Origin of the sequence: Paenibacillus sp. JNUCC-31 (genome assembly GCF_014844075.1) — a bacterium.
Lineage (GTDB): Bacteria > Bacillota > Bacilli > Paenibacillales > Paenibacillaceae > Paenibacillus.
On the sequence record NZ_CP062165.1, the window covers coordinates 5189474 to 5207508 of the forward strand.

An 18035-nucleotide genomic window follows, 5' to 3' on the forward strand; every position below is an offset into this window, starting at 1 on the left:
ATTTAAACCCGATAGGTTAAGTTGGAAAAAATCGTTGCTTTTTGTTTAATCCTTGCCTATACTAACTAACAGAACATCAAATTACAGCGAGGGGAAATATCATAATGAAATCTAAAAAAATGTGGCTGTCCATGATGCTGGTACTGGTTATCGCAATCATGACTGCATGCGGAAGCAGCGGTGACGGAACAAGCTCTTCGTCTAATACCGGAGAAAATACAGCAACGACAGATAATGGTCAACCGAAAGACGGCGGCAGCATCATTATTGCTGTTCAGGATGACCCTAAAGTGATGAATCCGATTTATGCGGGTGACCGTGTAACGTTGACGATTGATCAATCCTTATATGCTCCACTGTTCAATGTGAATGATGGCAAAAAAACGTATGTACTCGCAGACAGTGACAGCTTCTCTGATGATCACCTGACGTATACGTTGAAGCTGAAAGACGGGCTGAAATGGCATGACGGACAGCCTTTGACAGCGGATGATATCGTGTTCACGATGGATAGCATCCTTGATGAGAAACAGCACAGTTCTTCCCGCAGTCAGTATGTTTTTGATGGCAAACCGGTGAAAGTAACCAAGATCGACGACCTGACGGTGGAATTCAAATTGCCGGAAGTATCTGCTGCTTTTGAAGGAGCATTGGTTTCTTTCTATCCAATTCCTAAACATATTTTTGAAGGCGAAGCCGATATTGAGAAAAGCGACAAAAACAACAACCCGATCGGTTCCGGTCCGTTCAAGTTCAAGGAATACCGTCCGGGCGAATACGTAACACTGGAACGTTTTGATGATTACTTTGCAGGCAAAGCTCATCTGGATAGCGTGACGTACCGTGTAGCGAAAGATCCAAATGCGGCGAACCTGGCCCTGCAAAACGGCGAAATTCAAATGCGTATGGTCGACACACAGGATTACAACAAATTGAATGACACAGGCAAATTCAACATGCTGACTTACCCGGAAGGCCGCTTGCAATACATGGTGTTCAACCTGAACGTGCCTTCAATGCAAAAGAAAGAAGTTCGTCAAGCCATCGCTTATGCTTTGGATAAAAATGAACTGATTACCGCTTCGTATTCCTCAGCTGATTTTGCTGAACCGGCTCCGTCGATTCTGACACCGGATACGTTATACCAAACGGATGATGTTGAGAAATACGACTACAACGTGGAAAAAGCGAAGCAACTGCTGGCTGATGCAGGCGTAAGCAACCTGAAATTACGTCTTGCGTACACAAACACTAACAAACCACAAACCAGCCAAGCGCTGTACATTCAGCAAAAACTGAAAGACGTTGGCATTGAAGTGGAATTGCTGCCGATGGACGGAACGGCTTATGGTAACCGTACACTGGACATGAACAATACAGACTTTGAACTGTCCTTTGGTGGATACATCATGGGTTATGAGCCGGATGCCTATAAATCTCTCTTCCTGAGCGATGCGGCATACAACTACTCCCATTACAAAAATGCCGATTTCGACAAGCTGTGGAATGAAGCTGCCGTTCAAATTGACGAAACCAAACGTGGCGATTTGTACAAACAAATCCAACAAACCGTAGCAAATGAAATGACTGTATACCCCATTGCCTACACGAAAGCTGTAGTCGCTGTGGATAACACATACGGCGGCGTTGAAGATGCAAATCCGAAACCAGTCGTTATGCTCGAAGATCTGTCTAAACTATTTAAAAAATAATCATATAGAATGAAACGTATCGGAGTGCCCGATGTGAATCCTTGCTTCAATCCACATGCGTTCATTCTATATAACAAGCCAATAACGCCGGCCGCGAGGCCGGCGTTGATTCGGAGGTGCCCATGTGAACAACTATATTGTCCGAAGGATCGCACAAGCGATTCCGCTTCTTTTTGTAATCTCCATCGTATCGTTCACCTTGATCAAGCTGGCGCCCGGCGATCCGGTGCTTTCCTTTGTTACCCCGAATATGGGAGCAGAGGATGTGGAACGTATTCGGCAAAACCTCGGACTTGATCAGCCGATGTACGTGCAGTATGTCGTATGGCTCAAAAATGTTTTGTCTGGTGATCTCGGTTATTCACTGGTGAACCATCGACCGGTTGCCGAGATGATTATTGAACGCTTGCCTGCAACGTTTGGCTTAATGGGGGTGTCGCTATTATTATCTTTGCTCATTTCCATTCCGCTCAGCATGATTGCGGGCTCGCGTCAGAACAGCCTGTTTGACCGTGGACTCAGCCTGATCTCGTATATCGGGATATCGATTCCAAGCTTCTGGTTCGGTATGATGCTGATCTATTTCTTTGCAGTAGAGCTGCACTGGTTGCCGAGCATGGGTATGCGAACAGTCGGTATGGACTCCGCATGGGATATTATCAAACACGGTATTCTGCCATGCACAGTATTGACCTTTATGAACGTGTCCGTGTACATGCGCTATATTCGATCGAATACAATCAGTCAACTGGAAGAGGACTATGTTCAGATTCAGTATGCCTACGGTGCAACGAAAGGAACGGTACTGCTTCGTCACGTGCTCAAAAATGTACTGCTGCCTGTAATCACCATTCTGGGCATGTCTTTGCCGGAGTTGATTGCGGGAGCATTTATTACGGAGTCCGTTTTCTCGTGGCCGGGAATGGGCTCGCTCGGAATCTCGGCCGTTCACGGTCTGGATTATCCGATTATTATGGGTATTACGATGATGTCTTCTGTGCTGCTGGTCGTCGGAAACCTGATAGCTGATATCTTATATGGCGTGGTAGATCCACGAATCAAGACAACGGGGTGAGACAAAAATGAATTCAATGCGCTGGCGTAATTTACGGACGCAGTTCCGGCAGCAGAAACTGGGCCTTGCAGCTGTCATCATATTGGGCATCTTTGTGCTCGCATCCCTGTTTGCGTTTCTGTCTCCGCATGATCCTAATGAAATTGTAGTGATGGAACGGCTTCAACAGCCAAGTGCAGATCATTGGTTTGGTACGGATGATTACGGACGGGATTATCTGGCTAGGGCCTTGTATGGAGGGCGGGTATCTCTCGCCGTAGGTTTCCTGTCGATGGCGATCGCCGTTATTGTAGGAACTCTTGTAGGGACGGTTAGTGGTTATTTTGGCGGCTGGGTGGATAATACGTTGATGCGTATTGTTGATGTGCTCATGTCGATTCCATCCTTCTTTCTGATGCTGATCCTGAACGCATATCTCAAGCCGGGGATTGGTACGATTATTGTCATTATCGGGGTGTTAAGCTGGATGAATATTGCCCGGATTGTCAGGGCTGAAGCGATGTCAGTCAAGCAGCGGGAATATGTGCTGTATGCGCGTGTATCGGGTCAGAAGCCGGGCCGGATCATTATGAAGCATATCATTCCCAATGTCATACCCACCATCATTGTGGCAGCCACGATCAACATCGCGAGTGCAATTCTGATGGAATCGTCGCTAAGCTTCCTCGGACTGGGAGTCAAACAGCCGAACTCCTCATGGGGAAGCATGCTTAACGATGCGCAGGGCTTTATTAGTGAAGCGCCGTATATGGCGATCTTCCCGGGACTGTTTATTTTGCTGACGGTGCTATCGTTTAACTTCTTGGGCGATGTGTTCCGCGTAGCCTTTGAGCCGAAAGCGAACAAGCGATAGATGATCGTTTACTGCCAAATTTTTTAGAATAGAGAAGTTATTCTGATCGCGAAGTAATTCAGTGTAATATTAATCTTTTAACTTATATAGTCGACAACCCATATCATGTAAACAGCGGGGTGAATACAACAATGACAGATTTATTATCGGTCAAACAACTGAAAACGTCCTTTGCAACGCGGGAAGGTGAGATACAGTCCGTCCGGGGTGTGAGTTTTACGTTAAATGAGGGCGAAGTGGTGGGACTGGTCGGCGAGTCCGGCAGCGGAAAAAGTGTAACCGCCCGTTCGCTGATCCGACTGATCCAGCCGCCAGGCCAGATTACGGATGGTCAGATTTTGTTCAGGGGAGAAGATTTGCTGACCAAGTCGGACAAGGAGCTGCGCAAAATCCGGGGTAACCGCATCTCGATGATTTTTCAGGACCCGATGACATCACTTAACCCAGTGGTTCGTGTAGGCAAACAGATGACAGAGGTCATCCGTCGTCACCGAAAAATGGACAAGGCGGCAGCACGCAAGGAAGCAATCGAGTTGCTGCGACAAGTGGGCATTCCCTCTCCGGAAGAGCGAATTGACCAATATCCACACGAGTTCAGCGGAGGCATGAGACAACGGGTAATGATCGCTATGGCTCTGTCCTGCAAGCCGGAGTTATTGATCGCTGATGAACCGACGACGGCACTGGATGTGACCATTCAGGCACAGATCTTGCAGCTGATGCAGGAACTGAAAGAGTCCACGCAGACGTCCATTCTAATGATTACGCATGACCTTGGCGTTGTTGCGCAGGTCTGTACCCGTGTAATTGTGATGTACGGTGGACTCATTATGGAAGAAGGGCCTGTGGAACGTATTTTCGCTCATCCTCAGCATCCATATACCCAAGGGTTGCTGCGTTCCATTCCGAAACCCGGCGAGGAAGGTGGACGCCAGCGGCTGGCAACGATTGAGGGCACACCGCCCAATCTGCTTCACCCACCAACCGGGTGCCCATTTATGGAACGTTGCCCACACGCCATGGAGGTATGCAAACAGATGCCTGCGTACACTGAGACTGCGCCCGGTCATCGAGCGCTATGCTGGTTGCTGGACGATAAGGCTCGGGAACAGCCTCAAGTACAAGCAGATGCAACGTCAGAGGAGGTGGAGAAATGAGTTCAGGAACAGATCAGCGTGAAGTATTGCTGGACGTGCGTGGATTGAAAAAATATTTTCCGGTCCGTGGTGCTGGCAAAGGCAAAGACGTCGTGAAAGCCGTGGATAACGTTAGTTTTCATATTCACAAGGGAGAGACATTTGGGCTGGTTGGAGAATCTGGCTGTGGCAAATCAACGACTGGACGCAGCATTGTGAGACTCTTCGATGTAACGGACGGAAGCATTATGTTTGGCGGACAGGATGTTGCCAAGATGAATGAACGCCAGTTGAAGCCGTTTCGCAAACGAATGCAGACGATTTTCCAGGACCCTTATTCTTCACTAAATCCGGGTATGGATGTTCAGCAGATTATTAGTGAACCCATGGAAATTCATAATTATGCTTCCAAGGCAGAGATGAAGGGACGAGCGCTTGACCTGATGAACCGTGTGGGCCTGAAGCCAGAACACGCGGAGCGTTATCCGCATGAATTCAGTGGAGGGCAGCGTCAGCGGATCAGCATTGCCCGGGCATTGTCGGTGAACCCGGAATTCATTTTGTGTGATGAGCCGTTGTCCGCTCTGGATGTGTCCGTACAGGCACAGGTGGTCAATATGCTTGAAGATCTGCAGGCAGAGATGGGACTGACCTATTTGTTCATTGCCCATGATTTGTCGATGGTACGCCACATCTCGAACCGGATCGGTGTGATGTACCGCGGCAAATTAGTGGAAGTTGCACCAACGGAGGAACTGTACCGTAATCCGGTACATCCGTACACCCAGGCATTGCTGGCGGCAATCCCTGTACCTGATCCAAGTGTACGGAACGTGGCACCACCGGTCTACAGCGGGGATACCGATCCTTCCGCCCGGGGACGGGATGAAGAACCAGAGTGGATGGAAGTTTCGCCAGGACACTTTGTATCCGGCTATCGGGACAGGATATAATGGACTAGGCTTGGATATGTGGATAGAGTGTATAAGGTATAGAGGAAGGTGTGAGCAGGATGAGTGCTGAATTTAAGTTGTCCCAAAATACAGCCATTCGGTTGGAACAGGCACGTGGCAAAGGCATGTCGGATGCAGCTTTGTTGGAAGCGATACAAGCCAAAGATGTGTCTGCTTTTGATGCCGTGTCTGAGGAGCACTACAGATATGATGATCTTTTCTCCTATGCGGACGAGCATGGCGAGAATCTGGAAGGTGCGGTTAAAGACGGTTACCGGATTACCTTTAACACTCGTGGTGGTCTGGGCATCTACTTGGAGAAGTCCTTCGGATTACAGCCGGAGAAAGACTTTACTGTCGGTGAAGGCATCGTAACCGGGTTGAAATTAAAACAGGAGCAGGCAGAAGTGCTCGCCAAACGCCTCGCATCAAACTGGGTCATTACCGAGTCTAAGGAAGTGCCTGAGGGCCAAGAGTTGACGTTGAAGCTTAGGGCTTTGGTTTAGTTCATAGCGAATCAACGGATAGGGAGTCTGACTGCGAAATGTCAGATAACAGGCTGTCCCGTTTGCAGTGAATAACTGCGGCGGGATAGTCTTTTTTTTTGCAAAAATAGAGGTGGGAGATTACAATCTACATATCATTAATCGGATGGAACATGAATTTGGAGTGTATTGCTTCCGGGATAGAGAGGGGACTAACATAATGAATCAACTAACTTTCTTGGGAACCGGGGATGCGATGGGTGTTCCGCGGGTGTATTGTGATTGCGCCGTTTGCACAGAAGCCCGAATTACGGGGATCAACCTTCGCAAACGTGCTGCTGTTTTGATTCATAGTGATGGCGAGCACGAACCTTTCATGATTGACTGCGGACCGGACTGGAGGTCACAGATGGAAGACCAAGGGATGCGGATGGTGCAGACGCTGCTGATCACACATGCGCATTTTGATCATATTGGAGGCCTGCCTGAATGGGCAGATGCGTGTCGCTGGTTGGGTGTAAAAGGGCAGTTGTATGCACCACGGGAGGTGATTGCGACCATTCGGAGCCAATTTCCATGGCTCGGTCGTCATATGGATTTTATGGAAACAGATGCGGATATCGAGCTTGGTGGATGGAAGGTGCACTCCTGGAAGGTGTGCCACGGTCATAATGGCTATTCGTATGCGTATCGACTGGAACGTGAAGGGTACAGCTGGGCATATTGCTCGGATGCCATTGATCTGAATGCTTCGGAGAAGCAGCCGTTGTACGGGCTGGATCTGCTGGTCCTTGGAACGAGCTTTGTTCATGAACTTGCGGAATTCTCCACCCGCTCGGTGTACGATATGGTTGAGGCGCAGGAGCTGTTGCAGGATTTGCAGCCGGGGCAGACCTATTTTACACATATGTCTCACGACGTGGATATACGCCAGAATTATGATTTGGATCAAGGGATTACGCTGGCACTTACCGGTCTGAAGGTGAAGTTGGGAGAATAGGACAGCCATGCTAAAAATAAATTCAGAAGAGCGTATCCTTTGCCGGAGGTTCTTCGTTTACATAGTGTAAGGCAAATACAGCAAGTGAATTGAAGCAAGATCAATCAGGAACCAACAAAGGGGGGCCCCAAACATGGCCTTTGTGAAGTCCGTGGATTGCAGAATCAACAGACCACATGAGAATAAACGAATTGAATCATATAGCCATTCCGGTGTTCAAACCGGATATACGTTAGAGCAAACGATGGAAGCTGCGCTGCCGGATCTGCTGGGTTCGTTGTATGCCTATTGCATGTCATTGACAGGTTCAGTTTGGGAGACAGAGGATCTGGTTCAGGATACATGTGTTAAAGTACTATCCTCTTCAGCTACCCGAAGAACGAGCATGACAGAGGACATGAACTGGGAAGCCTATCTCATCCGCGTTGCGCGCAACACCTGGATTGACGCCATACGGAAGCGTGAGACATTGGCGAGCAAACTGGAAAGCATGAAGCCATTGATGCAGGAATATGAGGAAGAAGGGCGTTTCGAGGAAGTTGAGTTCGCTGTTCAGATCCTTGTGGATGAACTGCCACCGTGGCAGCGAGCGATATATATGTTACGTGATTTAATGGGATATACGACGGTAGAGACTGCTGAACTGTTGGATACGACGGAAGGTGCGGTCAAAGCTGCCCTGAGTCGTGCCCGCTCTGCCCTGGCCAAAGTGAGGCACAGCCTGAACGAACCGGATTCTGACCATACGAATCAAGTGGATGAGGACCAACAAAATCGGGAGGAATTGCGCAGTTATTTACTGGCGTTCCGCAGTGGTGATACAGCCCGTTTAATTGATCTATGCCTGAATCAGACGGATGATCCGATGGCTGTGGCGGGGACGATTTTGCAGCAGACTCTGCCGTCTCAATCGATGCAGCCCGTGATGTACAGTTATTCATGCTCCGATACGAATTCCATGTCGTATGGGGGAGGATATACGGTCAGCATGGTTGCGTAAACCGGGGAGGCAAATTGCATGAACGTGGTACCTTATGTTGTTGAACAGACAGCCCGCGGAGAGCGGAGCTATGATATTTATTCCCGTTTGCTGAAAGATCGGATCATTATGGTATCCGGGGAAATTGAGGATCAGATGGCCAACGCCATCGTGGCCCAGTTGTTGTTTCTGACCGCAGAGGACCCGGAGAAGGATATCCAGATGTATATTAACAGTCCTGGCGGTTCCGTGACTGCCGGATTCTCCATCTATGACACGATGCAATTCGTGAAGCCTGACATTTCCACGATCTGCACAGGTATGGCGGCCAGCTTCGGTACGATCCTGCTGGTTGGTGGAACAAAAGGGAAACGGCTTGCATTGCCAAACAGCGAAATCATGATTCACCAGCCGCTTGGCGGAACACGGGGGCAGGCCTCGGATATGTTGATTCATGCCAACCGGATTATCCAGCACCGTCAGCGACTTAACAAGCTGCTTGCTGATCATACGGGACAGCCGATGGAGCGGATTGAAAAGGATACAGATAGAGATTACTTCCTGACCGCTGCGGAAGCCGTCGAGTATGGTCTTGTGGATAAGGTGATATCCAGCACGTAAGGGACGAAAGGCAAGGATTGAATTTCGTCTTTTTGAATTAGCAGGTTAGCCAGTAATTGCTGGTTAGCCTTTTTTGTCATTTTACGATGAGATAAGTCAGGAGCACATGGTGTCTTTGGCTTTCGGGGCTAGGTCTGTATTGGTGTTGGAAACAAATGTGAAATAACCATTGACTAAAAGTATATATAGTGTGTATATTTTATATATACACTATGTGCGCAAGCGACTGAATTATGACCATGAGGTGAGGTAACATTAGAATTCTAATATCCAATGCATCAAGCGATCCGATCTACATACAGATCCTGACCCAGATTAGACAGAGCATTTTAAGCGGGGAACTGGCTGCAGGGGAGACTCTGCCCTCAATCCGTCAACTTGCGAAGGATCTACAGGTGAGTGTAATTACAACCAAACGTGTCTATGAGGAGCTGGAGAAAGAGAAGCTGATTGATTCTGTCGTAGGCAAAGGCAGTTTTGTCTCCGGGGCCAATCAGGATTTTATTCGGGAACAGCGGCTGAAGCGAATGGAAGAGAAAATGCTCGATATCCTTCGTGAGAGCAAGGAACTGGGCATGAGTGCTCAGGAAGTAATTAAGCATTTTACGTTGTTAGTGGAGGAGGAACACACATGACGAACGCAATTGAATTGCGCAACCTATCGAAAACGTACCCCTTATTCAAACTGGATCAGATATCTTTGGATGTAAAACAAGGGTATATTACCGGACTTATCGGACCTAACGGGGCGGGGAAAAGCACACTGATCAGCCTGATTACCGGATTGATTCGTCCAGACTCCGGGAGCATCAGAACGTTGGGAAACGCGATCCCTACTCAGGAAGTTAACGTTAAGGAGCGCATTGGTATTGTTTCTGATGAATGTTTCTATTATGAGCATCTTACGATACGTGAAATGAAAAGCATGATTGCTCCCTTTTATAAGAAATGGGATGAAAAGCAATTTAACTGCTATCTGGAGCAATTCGAATTGTCTCCCAAAAAGAAGATTCAGGAACTGTCCAAAGGCATGAAAATCAAATTTTCACTGGCTGTCGCTTTATCTCACGATGCAGAGCTGCTTATCATGGATGAGCCGACATCCGGGCTTGATCCTGTGTTTCGGAGAGAACTGCTTGACCTGCTTGCAGATATGATACAGGATGAGACCAAATCCATTATTTTCTCGACTCATATCACAACCGATTTGGAGCGTATAGCAGACTATATTACGTTCATCAATAAAGGAAGGATTATATTTAATGAAACAAAGGATGATGTGCTTGAAAGGTACACGATCGTAAAAGGAGACATGAAGCTGCTAGATGCGGACACCCGAAGGCAATTCGTTGGAATCCGTGAGACAGCGGTCGGTTTTGAAGGCTTGGCAGATAACAGGGCGGAGGTAGAACGATTGTTTGGTAATGATGCTCTTTTACACAGACCCTCACTCGAAGATCTCATCTATTTTACGGCCAAGGGGGAACGGCATCATGCTTAACTTGATTCGCAAAGATTATATCGCTTTGAAAAGTTCGCTATGGACGATTATTTTTTATTTTGTTGTATTCAGTGTCGCATTTATCCCGACAGTGGAAATGTCGATGTATTTTGTAGGGATCTATACCGCATTCGGTTCAATTATGCTTGCAACCATGATTGATATCAAAAACCATAATCATAAATTTCTTGTCACGCTCCCGATCAGCCGCAGAAACATTGTGCAAGCGAAGTATCTGTCTGCCGTTCTCTATACACTTTTTGGAGTTTTCGCTTCGTCTGGCGCTCACTGGCTGCTTAACGTTCTTTTCCCTGAATTGAACAAGCCTGACCTATCGGCACTGGACATCCTGATTTCGATTGGAATGGTGCTTGTTCTAATTTCGATCTACATGCCTCTTTTTTACGCCCTTAGTAAAAAGGGAGCCGGAATCATTAATACGGTATTCATGTTCGTTCTTATTATTTTAGCGCAACCTGTTGCCTGGCTCATGAGTATGGCAGGAGAGAACGGAATGGGGCGTGCTTCGGTTTATGTTGTGGTTTCAGTTTGCATTCTTCTATTATTCATTGCCTCCTATTTTGTAACGGTCCGTCTGTTTGCAAGGAAGGATCTATAGGATGAATGAATAAGAATTTCAATAAAAAATAAAAACATCAGCTTTCTGTTTAGTCTGGCATTCGAGATGACAGAGCTCAAAAAGTCGCCATATGGCGACTTTTTGTGTTACGGAAGATGTTATATCTTCGCAACCTGCCGGACAAGTTATTCGTTCATATGCAAATACAGATTTTTGCAAAAGGAACATTATAAAAATTTGGTCAGCGCAATCAGCCTGCTCATGCCTTCCCGGATCTGCTGTTCGTGCGCATAGGAGAAGGAGAGACGCAGCTTACGACTGGCGGCCGCATCGGAAGGATCGAACACTGTTCCCGGCACAAAAGCGACGGAATGCTCCATGCATCGGTGAAGCAAGCGCCCTGTATCGACTCCCTCCGGAAGCTCCACCCAAATGTTAAGTCCACCCTCAGGACGGGTCCATGTCCAATCCGTTTGTTGAAGACAGTGTTCCATCACTTCCATCCGTAGCTGAATGGCAGTACGCAGCTTGGACAGGTGCTGATGCATGCGTGGGGACTGAAAATAACGGAGAAAAAGCTTCTGATTCAGCAGAGGTGATCCGTTATCCGTCAGTGCTTTGACGGCCTGTAATCCCGGCATAAACCGGGGGCGACACATGATGGCTGCAATTCGCAGCCCGGGCACCACGTATTTACTATAACTGCGAATATAGAGCGTGTGACCTGTCGTATCGTATGTGAAGATCGGCGCGGGAGGTTTTTCCTTGAAATAGATATCGTAGGTACTGTCGTCTTCCACCAGAAAACATCCATACTGTTCTGCCAGTTCAGGCAAGTGTTTGCGCTGTTCTGCCGGAATATTGATCCCGGTTGGGTTCTGGAATGTGGGTGTCATGTAGAAAACACGAGGCTTCTCTATCTTCATCAGATGTTCGATCTGTTCCAGATCATAACCCTCCGGGTGAATGTCGGTGAAAATCAGCCTTGCCCCCTGTTTGCGGAAAATTTCCATCGCAGGGCCATATGTTGGTCTTTCCATGAGCACACGGTCCCCGGGTCTGACGAGGCTTCGGGAGATCACATCAATGGCCTGCTGTGCACCAGAAGTAATCAGCACTTCATCGGCCGAGATATAGAAGCGTTCCCTCGTCGTCAGATGGCTTGCCAAGGCACTACGCAGCTCCAGATCTCCCTGAATCGTGGAGTATGTGCCTAGCAGACGGGGGTATAGATCCAGCAAATCCCGCATCAATTCTCCCCAATAGCGGTTTGGCAGCAAGGCAGGGTCGATTAATGATTTGGAAAATTGGTACTCCGCCTCCAGAGATTGCACGCGGGCAAGTGAATCCCAATGCAGCCAAGCAGACACAGCTGGGTCATCGGCCTGATCTGTTACAGTAGTGGGGTCGGCAGGACTGACAAAATAACCGGACTTATCCTTAACGTAAACGTTCCCACGTTCCTTTAATTCCTGATAAGCCTTGAAAACGGTGAGACGGTGTACACCGAGCAGCTCGGACAGGCTCCGCACGGACGGCAGTTTCTCATGTTCTTTCCATTCTCCAGCCTCGATCCGTACAACCAGATAATGTACCACTTGCTCATATAGTTTAAGGCTATTGTCCGTCATCATCATCGTTTTGCCCACCCGGCTCACGCTCCTTTTGAACTCTATTGTAACAGCAAATGAGAGCGAACTGTTCTGTTTTATTCACTCTGTTCTGTATACGGTGCTATATGATGGAGAACAGATGAAGGAGGGGCTAGCATGGTTGCAATAGCATTTACCGTAATGTGTCTTATTTTTGGAACAACGTTTCTAGCGATTAAAATTGGCGTGGAGGCAGGCATGCCGCCTTTTCTGTCGGCCGGACTACGCTTTATCATTGCAGGTGCTCTAATGTTTGCGTGGATGTGGATGAAAGGGAAGGTGAACCTGTCTTTATTGTGGCGGAAAGAGATGCTCTTGACGGGGGCTGGCCTCACGTTCGGTACGTTTGCCACCTTATATTGGGCTGAACAATATGTAAGCTCGGGTGTGGGCGCGATTCTGTCAGCAACAGGTCCACTGATGATTATGGTGATGCAGACAGCGTTGTTACGTCAAAAAACATCTGCGCGCATGATTGCAGGCTGTCTGATCGGTTTTGCCGGAGTTATCCTCGTCGTGCTGCCGGGTGTGTCCATTGGTGGCAATTCCCTGTGGCTATGGGGCTGTATTGCCGTATTGGTGGGTGAAGTCTGTTACTCTGCGGGTGCATTGTACTCCAAAAAGGTCATTAACCAGTTTAAGGAGGCCAGTCCTGTAGCGATCAATGCGGTGCAGATGATGTACGGAGGATTGCTGTTATCCGGGCTCTCGGCAGTGACGGAATCGTGGAGCACAAGTGGACTGGAATGGGTGCCAGCGGTATCATCTCTGATCTATCTGACGGTAGTCGGTTCGATGGTCGGGCACAGCTTGTTCTATTGGATTATGTCTCGTACTAACCCTCTGTTCCCGGCGACATGGTTATACATTTCCCCACCGATTGCGGTTGGTCTGGGTGCTGTTCTCTACAATGAACATGTAAGCTGGGTTACGTGGGTTGGCGTTGTGCTAATTGTTTCAGGTTTGCTGGCGATGAATGAGAAGGTGGTGGGCTGGCTTGGTAAAAGAAGTCGTTCTAATCGGATGGTTCAAGCATCCAAACCAGTGATAAAATAGGCGCCTGGTAGGTCTCAATAAACTGTTTGCCGACCGATAAACTGTTGCTAGTGACCAAGCGTTTTGATTCATACGCGACACTCGAATGAAAGAGTTTCACGAACGCAAAAGAGCTGAAGGACAACCTCATAAAGGATCAGAAACCCGAAGTATCATTCAAGACTTGGGTTTCTGATCAATCTGAGTAGCCTTTAGGACTACTCTTTATTTACTAATATTAAACCAACCTTGCATTTCTTGAATTACATTCCAAAGTTTTTCTGGAATATTAAGCTGGTCGAATTTCGAAACGTTCAATTCAGAATCTATCTCGGCTTCACGTCCATTTGCGACCTTTTCAACCCAGTTAGGATCCATAATTAACGCATGCCCAATGGCGACTAGCGGCAATCCTAACTCCGCAGCTTGAAGAGCATCATCCGGTGTTAGTATGGAACCAGCAGCCATCACAGGTACCTTACCGTTTGCTCTTTCAAGAATTAATTCAAGCCGTGTTTTTTCACCTTGACTATCTACTGGTGTTGAAGACACATGATCTAATGAAGCATGAATATAATCTAAATCCTGTTCAACAAGGAAATCAATTAATTCATACGTGTCTTTCATACGTAATCCGTCCACTTTGTGGGATTCTTCAGGGGAAAGGCGGAAACCAATCATAAATGGTTTTGCAGCATGTTTTTCAATGACATTTTTGATTTCGTTAATAATCGCCAATGGAAAACGCAAGCGATTTTCAAGTGATCCTCCCCATTGGTCCGTCCGTTGATTTGTCGCTGGCGACCAAAAATTCTGAATTAAAAATCCATGTGCCCCATGAATTTCGACGCCATCAAATCCGGCTTCAATCGCTCGTCTTGTTGTATCTCCAAAAGCACGTACAATCGACAAAATCTCCTCATGTGATAGTCCTCTTGTTTCTGGAGTTGAACCTAAATTAGTAATTTCGGGTTGCAATGCACTCGCACTAACTGCATCCAATTCGGGCAAAGCTTTATTACCAGCATGAAAAATCTGTAGGATCGCAGGAGAGCCTCCACTTTTCGCTGCTTCAGCTAATTTTCGTAAACTTGGAGTAAATTCATCATTGTATCCGGCGAATTCATTCGTAAAACCCTGTCCATTCGGTGTAACATGAGTACACCCTGTAATGACGAGTCCTACTCCATTCACTCTTTGTTTGTAATACTTTACTTCGTCATCCGAAATGGTAAGATCGTCATTACTTGACCAGGTTGTCATAGGTGCCATAACAATTCTATTCTTCATTGTTATTCCACTTCTGAATGTGAAGGATTCAAATAACCTACTATATTTTTGATTCATTTCTTTAACCTCGCTATCATATTTTCTTTTCTATTTTAGTGTAATTGGTTACTGTTACGTTAAGTAAAGGACTTATTTTTATATGATTATATATAGAATTTTTGTGTTTTCATTCTCTTTATGATATATATTTAGTTACAGTAACTGTAACTAAGGGGGACAAATAGATGTTGTATTCAATGACCTATGTAGTGGAGAATTTAAATGTATCTGCGAAGACACTTCGATTTTATGAAGAGCAGGGGATATTACCGAATATATCTCGTGACGAAAAAGGTCGTAGAGTTTATAACCAACAACAAATAGATTGGATTTCTTTTATTCGTTGTCTCAAAGAGACAGGAATGCCTCTTTCAAAAATCAAGGATTACAAGGAACTTTATGAATTGGGAAATAGCACCTATTTGCAAAGAGAAGAAATGTTGATGCAGCATAAATTGGAAGTTCAGAAGAGAATTGAGGAAAGTCAAAGACACTTGGAAGAAATAAACTATAAACTAGCCATGTATGAACTTCAGAAAGAAGAGGTTATGAAAAATCCCAACTATAACTTTAAATGTCACGGTCACGGCCTGGAGATTAAGACGGTGAATTAATGTACTTAACTCAACTTTCGGTGTGACCAAGCCTAGGTTGTGAAGTTTAGCGGGTGGAAAGGCTAAAGCCAAGCAGGAATGGGCTCTCCCAGGTCGTAGAGCAGGCATGCGATACAATGACGTCACAGTAACTTGGGGACCCCGTTCGTTCTACTCGGTTTGGCAAAAAGTAGCCACAGGAGCGTTTGTCGATTCCCGGATGTATGCCGGTGAGAACAAGAAAGTATGTTGTAAGCGAAGGAACATACATAGTCAAAGCTAAAAGAACAGCCCTGCACAGCGAGCTATCGCTGAACAGGGCTGTTTGTTTGTATTGTCCATAATACATGTATAAAAGTAAAATGCTTTGCTGAAATTCTTACTCCGCGTTCAGTACAAACTTCTCAATAACCTGCTTCACGCCATCTTCGTTATTGCTCGCGGTAATGTAATCTGCCAGCTCTTTCAGAGCAGGGATGGCATTCCCCATCGCTACACCCAAACCAGCGACTTCCAGCATTTCGTGGTCATTCCAGGAATCCCCGATGGCAATGCACTCGCTCAATTGGTGACCGAAGTGATCTGCCAGGAACGTAAGGGCATGACCTTTCGTTCCCTCGTGGTGCATGATTTCAAGGAAATATGGCTTGGACTTGGTGATGTGCACTTCAGGTCCGAGCAGTTCGCGCAGGGCAACCGCAACCTCGTCGAGGTAACCCGGCTCATCGATAATGAGCAGTTTTGGTGTTTTTTGCTCGATCACTTTGATGAAATCCGGTTCGATATGGTACTGAGTACCGTTCAGCTTGGCGTAATCACGCAGCTTGTCGTTTTCTTCACGAGCATACAGCTTATCGTCAATGTACGTTTGCAGGTGCAGATTGTGCTCCAGGCAATAGTCGTACAGTTTGCGGGAAGCGTCCTGTGGAACGTAACGCTCGTAGAGTACTTTTTCGTCCAACAGGTTTTTCACCAAAGCGCCTTGATACGTAATGATGGGCACGTTCAGCTTCGTTTGGCGAGCGAGTGCTTGGGCAGAAGCATAAGCACGTCCGGTTGCCAGTGTTACAACGACACCATGAGCAACCGCTTGTTCCAGGGCAGTCTGAGTTGCAGGCGTTACTTCCTTGTTGTCGTTGATCAGGGTATCATCAATGTCGATTGCGATTAATTTGTAGGTCATCTGTGTTGTTTCTCTCCTTTTTATCTGTATCTATAAAAACGAACGAATAGATAAGCATTACACGAGACCACTCCGACTGCAGACTCATCTTTCGATCACTGTTATCCCCGGATTTCATTGAATCCATTTCCTCCATAGGGGAAATCCGGGGATAAAGGTGAACGCTTCGCTTCTCCAGATTGATTCTGCCTTCTCCGTTAACGTGTAATTCTGGAATTCGTTCTAAAACTATACTCACATCTAAATTTTATTCCTCCAGGAAAATAAGGCCAATAAAGTCCTCCAGCTCCAGGTTGCCGAAGTAATGTTTGACATCCAGACCCTCAAGTGCAGTACGCACCTCGGATTCCTCATAACGCTTGCCACGCAGCATGTTCTCGATATCCGCTACGTCGCCTACGCCGAAGAAGTCACCAAAGATTTTGACATCTTCAATGCGTCCATCTTTGATATTCATGCGCAAATCAATGATGCCGACAGGGAATTTGCGTGTATGTTTCACATTGCTCTCCGGTGACAAGCCGTAGTTCCAATCCCAGTTGCTATAACGCTCGGCGGAGATTTCCTTGATTTTGTCCCAATCTTTCTCCGTGAGTTCATATTGAGGAACGTCCTGTGGCTCCATACGGAAAATATGACGCAGCAGCTCGTCCCGGAATTGTTCAATGGTCAGATTGCTGTCAATCAGATCACGAATGTTGGCAACCCGGCTGCGCACGGATTTGGTGCTCTTGGACTTGAACTTCTCCGGGTTAACGTTGAGCGAAGCCTGAACATGATCAAGATTCAGGTTGAACATCAACGTACCGTGACTGAACATGCGACCGCGCGTAGAGAACTGGGCGTTGCCCGAAATTTTCTTTTCTCCAACTTGCAGATCGTTGCGTCCTGTCAGTTCGGCGTTCACGCCAAGCTCTTGCAGTGCTTCCACCACAGGCTGGGTGAATTTGCGGAAGTTATGGAAGGATTGCCCGTCATCGGCTGTAATAAAACTAAAGTTAAGGTTGCCCAGATCATGGTATACCGCTCCGCCTCCCGAGAGACGGCGTACAACTTGAACACCGTTATCCTGAACATACTCCATGTTGATCTCTTCAATGGTATTTTGGTGTTTTCCGATAATAATGGACGGGCGGTTGATGTAAAACAGCAAGTAACTGTCATCCATCGGCAGATGCTTCAGAATGTATTCCTCAATGGCGAGGTTTACAGAAGGATCTGTAATGCCCTGGTTATCAACAAACAGCATGGTCATTCCTCCATTAATGTATGTGAGGGATGCATATCCCTTATGTAGTGATGCTTGACGGAATTGAAATTCCTTCTCTATTGTAAACGAATTGTCGAA

General features: G+C 46.9%; 18 protein-coding genes. 14 read left to right on the forward strand and 4 right to left on the reverse strand.

Features of this window, described 5'->3' with window-relative positions:
• Nucleotides 1-104: 104 nt before the first annotated feature.
• The 12 genes from JNUCC31_RS22500 (at nt 105) to JNUCC31_RS22555 (ending at nt 10934) form a co-directional block, all read left to right on the forward strand.
• The gene (locus tag JNUCC31_RS22500; RefSeq protein ID WP_192264931.1) at nt 105-1712 is read left to right on the forward strand and encodes an ABC transporter substrate-binding protein; all 1608 of its coding nucleotides are present in this window, start codon (nt 105-107) and stop codon (nt 1710-1712) included.
• 124 nt (nt 1713-1836) lie between these two features.
• Nucleotides 1837-2787 (forward strand): ABC transporter permease, encoded by a 951-nt coding sequence (locus JNUCC31_RS22505; RefSeq protein WP_192264933.1) that lies wholly within the window; start codon nt 1837-1839, stop codon nt 2785-2787.
• A 7-nt stretch (nt 2788-2794) separates the two neighbouring features.
• Nucleotides 2795-3640: an ABC transporter permease gene (locus tag JNUCC31_RS22510; protein ID WP_192264935.1), complete on the forward strand. Its 846-nt coding sequence runs from the start codon at nt 2795-2797 to the stop codon at nt 3638-3640.
• A 131-nt stretch (nt 3641-3771) separates the two neighbouring features.
• Nucleotides 3772-4797, forward strand: coding sequence for an ABC transporter ATP-binding protein (locus JNUCC31_RS22515; protein ID WP_192264937.1), 1026 nt, complete (start codon nt 3772-3774; stop codon nt 4795-4797).
• Nucleotides 4794-5729: an ABC transporter ATP-binding protein gene (locus JNUCC31_RS22520; protein ID WP_192264939.1), complete on the forward strand. Its 936-nt coding sequence runs from the start codon at nt 4794-4796 to the stop codon at nt 5727-5729. Before JNUCC31_RS22515 ends, JNUCC31_RS22520 begins: the two co-directional genes overlap by 4 nt.
• A 59-nt stretch (nt 5730-5788) precedes the next feature.
• On the forward strand, nt 5789-6235 hold the full coding sequence (locus JNUCC31_RS22525) for a hypothetical protein (protein ID WP_192264942.1): 447 nt from the start codon (nt 5789-5791) through the stop codon (nt 6233-6235).
• 199 nt (nt 6236-6434) lie between these two features.
• A complete protein-coding gene (locus tag JNUCC31_RS22530) occupies nt 6435-7214 on the forward strand; it encodes an MBL fold metallo-hydrolase (protein ID WP_192264944.1) in 780 nt (259 codons plus the stop codon).
• A 133-nt stretch (nt 7215-7347) separates the two neighbouring features.
• The gene (locus tag JNUCC31_RS22535; RefSeq protein WP_192264946.1) at nt 7348-8214 is read left to right on the forward strand and encodes an RNA polymerase sigma factor; all 867 of its coding nucleotides are present in this window, start codon (nt 7348-7350) and stop codon (nt 8212-8214) included.
• Nucleotides 8215-8232: 18 nt separating this feature from the next.
• Nucleotides 8233-8814 (forward strand): ATP-dependent Clp endopeptidase proteolytic subunit ClpP, encoded by a 582-nt coding sequence (gene clpP / locus JNUCC31_RS22540; RefSeq protein WP_062326868.1) that lies wholly within the window; start codon nt 8233-8235, stop codon nt 8812-8814.
• A 254-nt stretch (nt 8815-9068) separates the two neighbouring features.
• Nucleotides 9069-9449 carry a GntR family transcriptional regulator gene (locus JNUCC31_RS22545; protein WP_192273252.1) on the forward strand — a complete coding sequence of 127 codons (381 nt, stop codon included), beginning with the start codon at nt 9069-9071 and terminating at the stop codon, nt 9447-9449.
• Nucleotides 9446-10315, forward strand: coding sequence for an ABC transporter ATP-binding protein (locus JNUCC31_RS22550; RefSeq protein WP_192264948.1), 870 nt, complete (start codon nt 9446-9448; stop codon nt 10313-10315). The genes JNUCC31_RS22545 and JNUCC31_RS22550 overlap by 4 nt, the downstream gene beginning before the upstream one ends.
• The gene (locus JNUCC31_RS22555; protein ID WP_192264950.1) at nt 10308-10934 is read left to right on the forward strand and encodes an ABC-2 transporter permease; all 627 of its coding nucleotides are present in this window, start codon (nt 10308-10310) and stop codon (nt 10932-10934) included. The genes JNUCC31_RS22550 and JNUCC31_RS22555 overlap by 8 nt, the downstream gene beginning before the upstream one ends.
• 188 nt (nt 10935-11122) lie before the next feature.
• Here the strand turns inward: JNUCC31_RS22555 and JNUCC31_RS22560 are convergent, their stop codons facing one another.
• Nucleotides 11123-12544: an aminotransferase-like domain-containing protein gene (locus JNUCC31_RS22560; RefSeq protein WP_228469186.1), complete on the reverse strand. Its 1422-nt coding sequence runs from the start codon at nt 12542-12544 to the stop codon at nt 11123-11125.
• A 120-nt stretch (nt 12545-12664) separates the two neighbouring features.
• Between JNUCC31_RS22560 and JNUCC31_RS22565 the strand changes: the two genes are divergently transcribed.
• Entirely contained in the window at nt 12665-13603 is a 939-nt protein-coding gene (locus JNUCC31_RS22565; protein WP_192264952.1) for a DMT family transporter, read from the forward strand.
• A 204-nt stretch (nt 13604-13807) separates the two neighbouring features.
• On the opposite strand, the gene JNUCC31_RS22570 is transcribed toward JNUCC31_RS22565, so the two are convergent.
• Nucleotides 13808-14929: an NADH-dependent flavin oxidoreductase gene (locus JNUCC31_RS22570; protein ID WP_192264954.1), complete on the reverse strand. Its 1122-nt coding sequence runs from the start codon at nt 14927-14929 to the stop codon at nt 13808-13810.
• Between the two features lie 167 nt (nt 14930-15096).
• On the opposite strand from JNUCC31_RS22570, the gene JNUCC31_RS22575 reads away from it, so the two are divergent.
• Nucleotides 15097-15525 (forward strand): MerR family transcriptional regulator, encoded by a 429-nt coding sequence (locus JNUCC31_RS22575; protein WP_192264956.1) that lies wholly within the window; start codon nt 15097-15099, stop codon nt 15523-15525.
• 358 nt (nt 15526-15883) lie between these two features.
• Here the strand turns inward: JNUCC31_RS22575 and JNUCC31_RS22580 are convergent, their stop codons facing one another.
• Nucleotides 15884-16687, reverse strand: coding sequence for a Cof-type HAD-IIB family hydrolase (locus JNUCC31_RS22580; protein WP_192264958.1), 804 nt, complete (start codon nt 16685-16687; stop codon nt 15884-15886).
• A 247-nt stretch (nt 16688-16934) separates the two neighbouring features.
• Nucleotides 16935-17936, reverse strand: a complete 1002-nt coding sequence (gene lplA, locus JNUCC31_RS22585; protein ID WP_192264960.1) for a lipoate--protein ligase — start codon at nt 17934-17936, stop codon at nt 16935-16937.
• Nucleotides 17937-18035: the final 99 nt, after the last annotated feature.

Bases quoted from the DNA above. Each gene is read 5' to 3' on its own strand.
- JNUCC31_RS22525 (WP_192264942.1), top strand. From the start codon at position 5,789: ATGAGTGCTGAATTTAAGTTGTCCCAAAATACAGCCATTCGGTTGGAA.
- clpP (WP_062326868.1), top strand. From the start codon at position 8,233: ATGAACGTGGTACCTTATGTTGTTGAACAGACAGCCCGCGGAGAGCGG.
- JNUCC31_RS22580 (WP_192264958.1), bottom strand. From the start codon at position 16,687: ATGACCTACAAATTAATCGCAATCGACATTGATGATACCCTGATCAAC.
- JNUCC31_RS22500 (WP_192264931.1), top strand. From the start codon at position 105: ATGAAATCTAAAAAAATGTGGCTGTCCATGATGCTGGTACTGGTTATC.
- JNUCC31_RS22575 (WP_192264956.1), top strand. From the start codon at position 15,097: ATGTTGTATTCAATGACCTATGTAGTGGAGAATTTAAATGTATCTGCG.
- JNUCC31_RS22530 (WP_192264944.1), top strand. From the start codon at position 6,435: ATGAATCAACTAACTTTCTTGGGAACCGGGGATGCGATGGGTGTTCCG.
- JNUCC31_RS22510 (WP_192264935.1), top strand. From the start codon at position 2,795: ATGAATTCAATGCGCTGGCGTAATTTACGGACGCAGTTCCGGCAGCAG.
- JNUCC31_RS22520 (WP_192264939.1), top strand. From the start codon at position 4,794: ATGAGTTCAGGAACAGATCAGCGTGAAGTATTGCTGGACGTGCGTGGA.
- JNUCC31_RS22565 (WP_192264952.1), top strand. From the start codon at position 12,665: ATGGTTGCAATAGCATTTACCGTAATGTGTCTTATTTTTGGAACAACG.
- JNUCC31_RS22570 (WP_192264954.1), bottom strand. From the start codon at position 14,929: ATGAATCAAAAATATAGTAGGTTATTTGAATCCTTCACATTCAGAAGT.
- JNUCC31_RS22550 (WP_192264948.1), top strand. From the start codon at position 9,446: ATGACGAACGCAATTGAATTGCGCAACCTATCGAAAACGTACCCCTTA.
- JNUCC31_RS22555 (WP_192264950.1), top strand. From the start codon at position 10,308: ATGCTTAACTTGATTCGCAAAGATTATATCGCTTTGAAAAGTTCGCTA.
- JNUCC31_RS22535 (WP_192264946.1), top strand. From the start codon at position 7,348: ATGGCCTTTGTGAAGTCCGTGGATTGCAGAATCAACAGACCACATGAG.
- JNUCC31_RS22515 (WP_192264937.1), top strand. From the start codon at position 3,772: ATGACAGATTTATTATCGGTCAAACAACTGAAAACGTCCTTTGCAACG.
- lplA (WP_192264960.1), bottom strand. From the start codon at position 17,936: ATGCTGTTTGTTGATAACCAGGGCATTACAGATCCTTCTGTAAACCTC.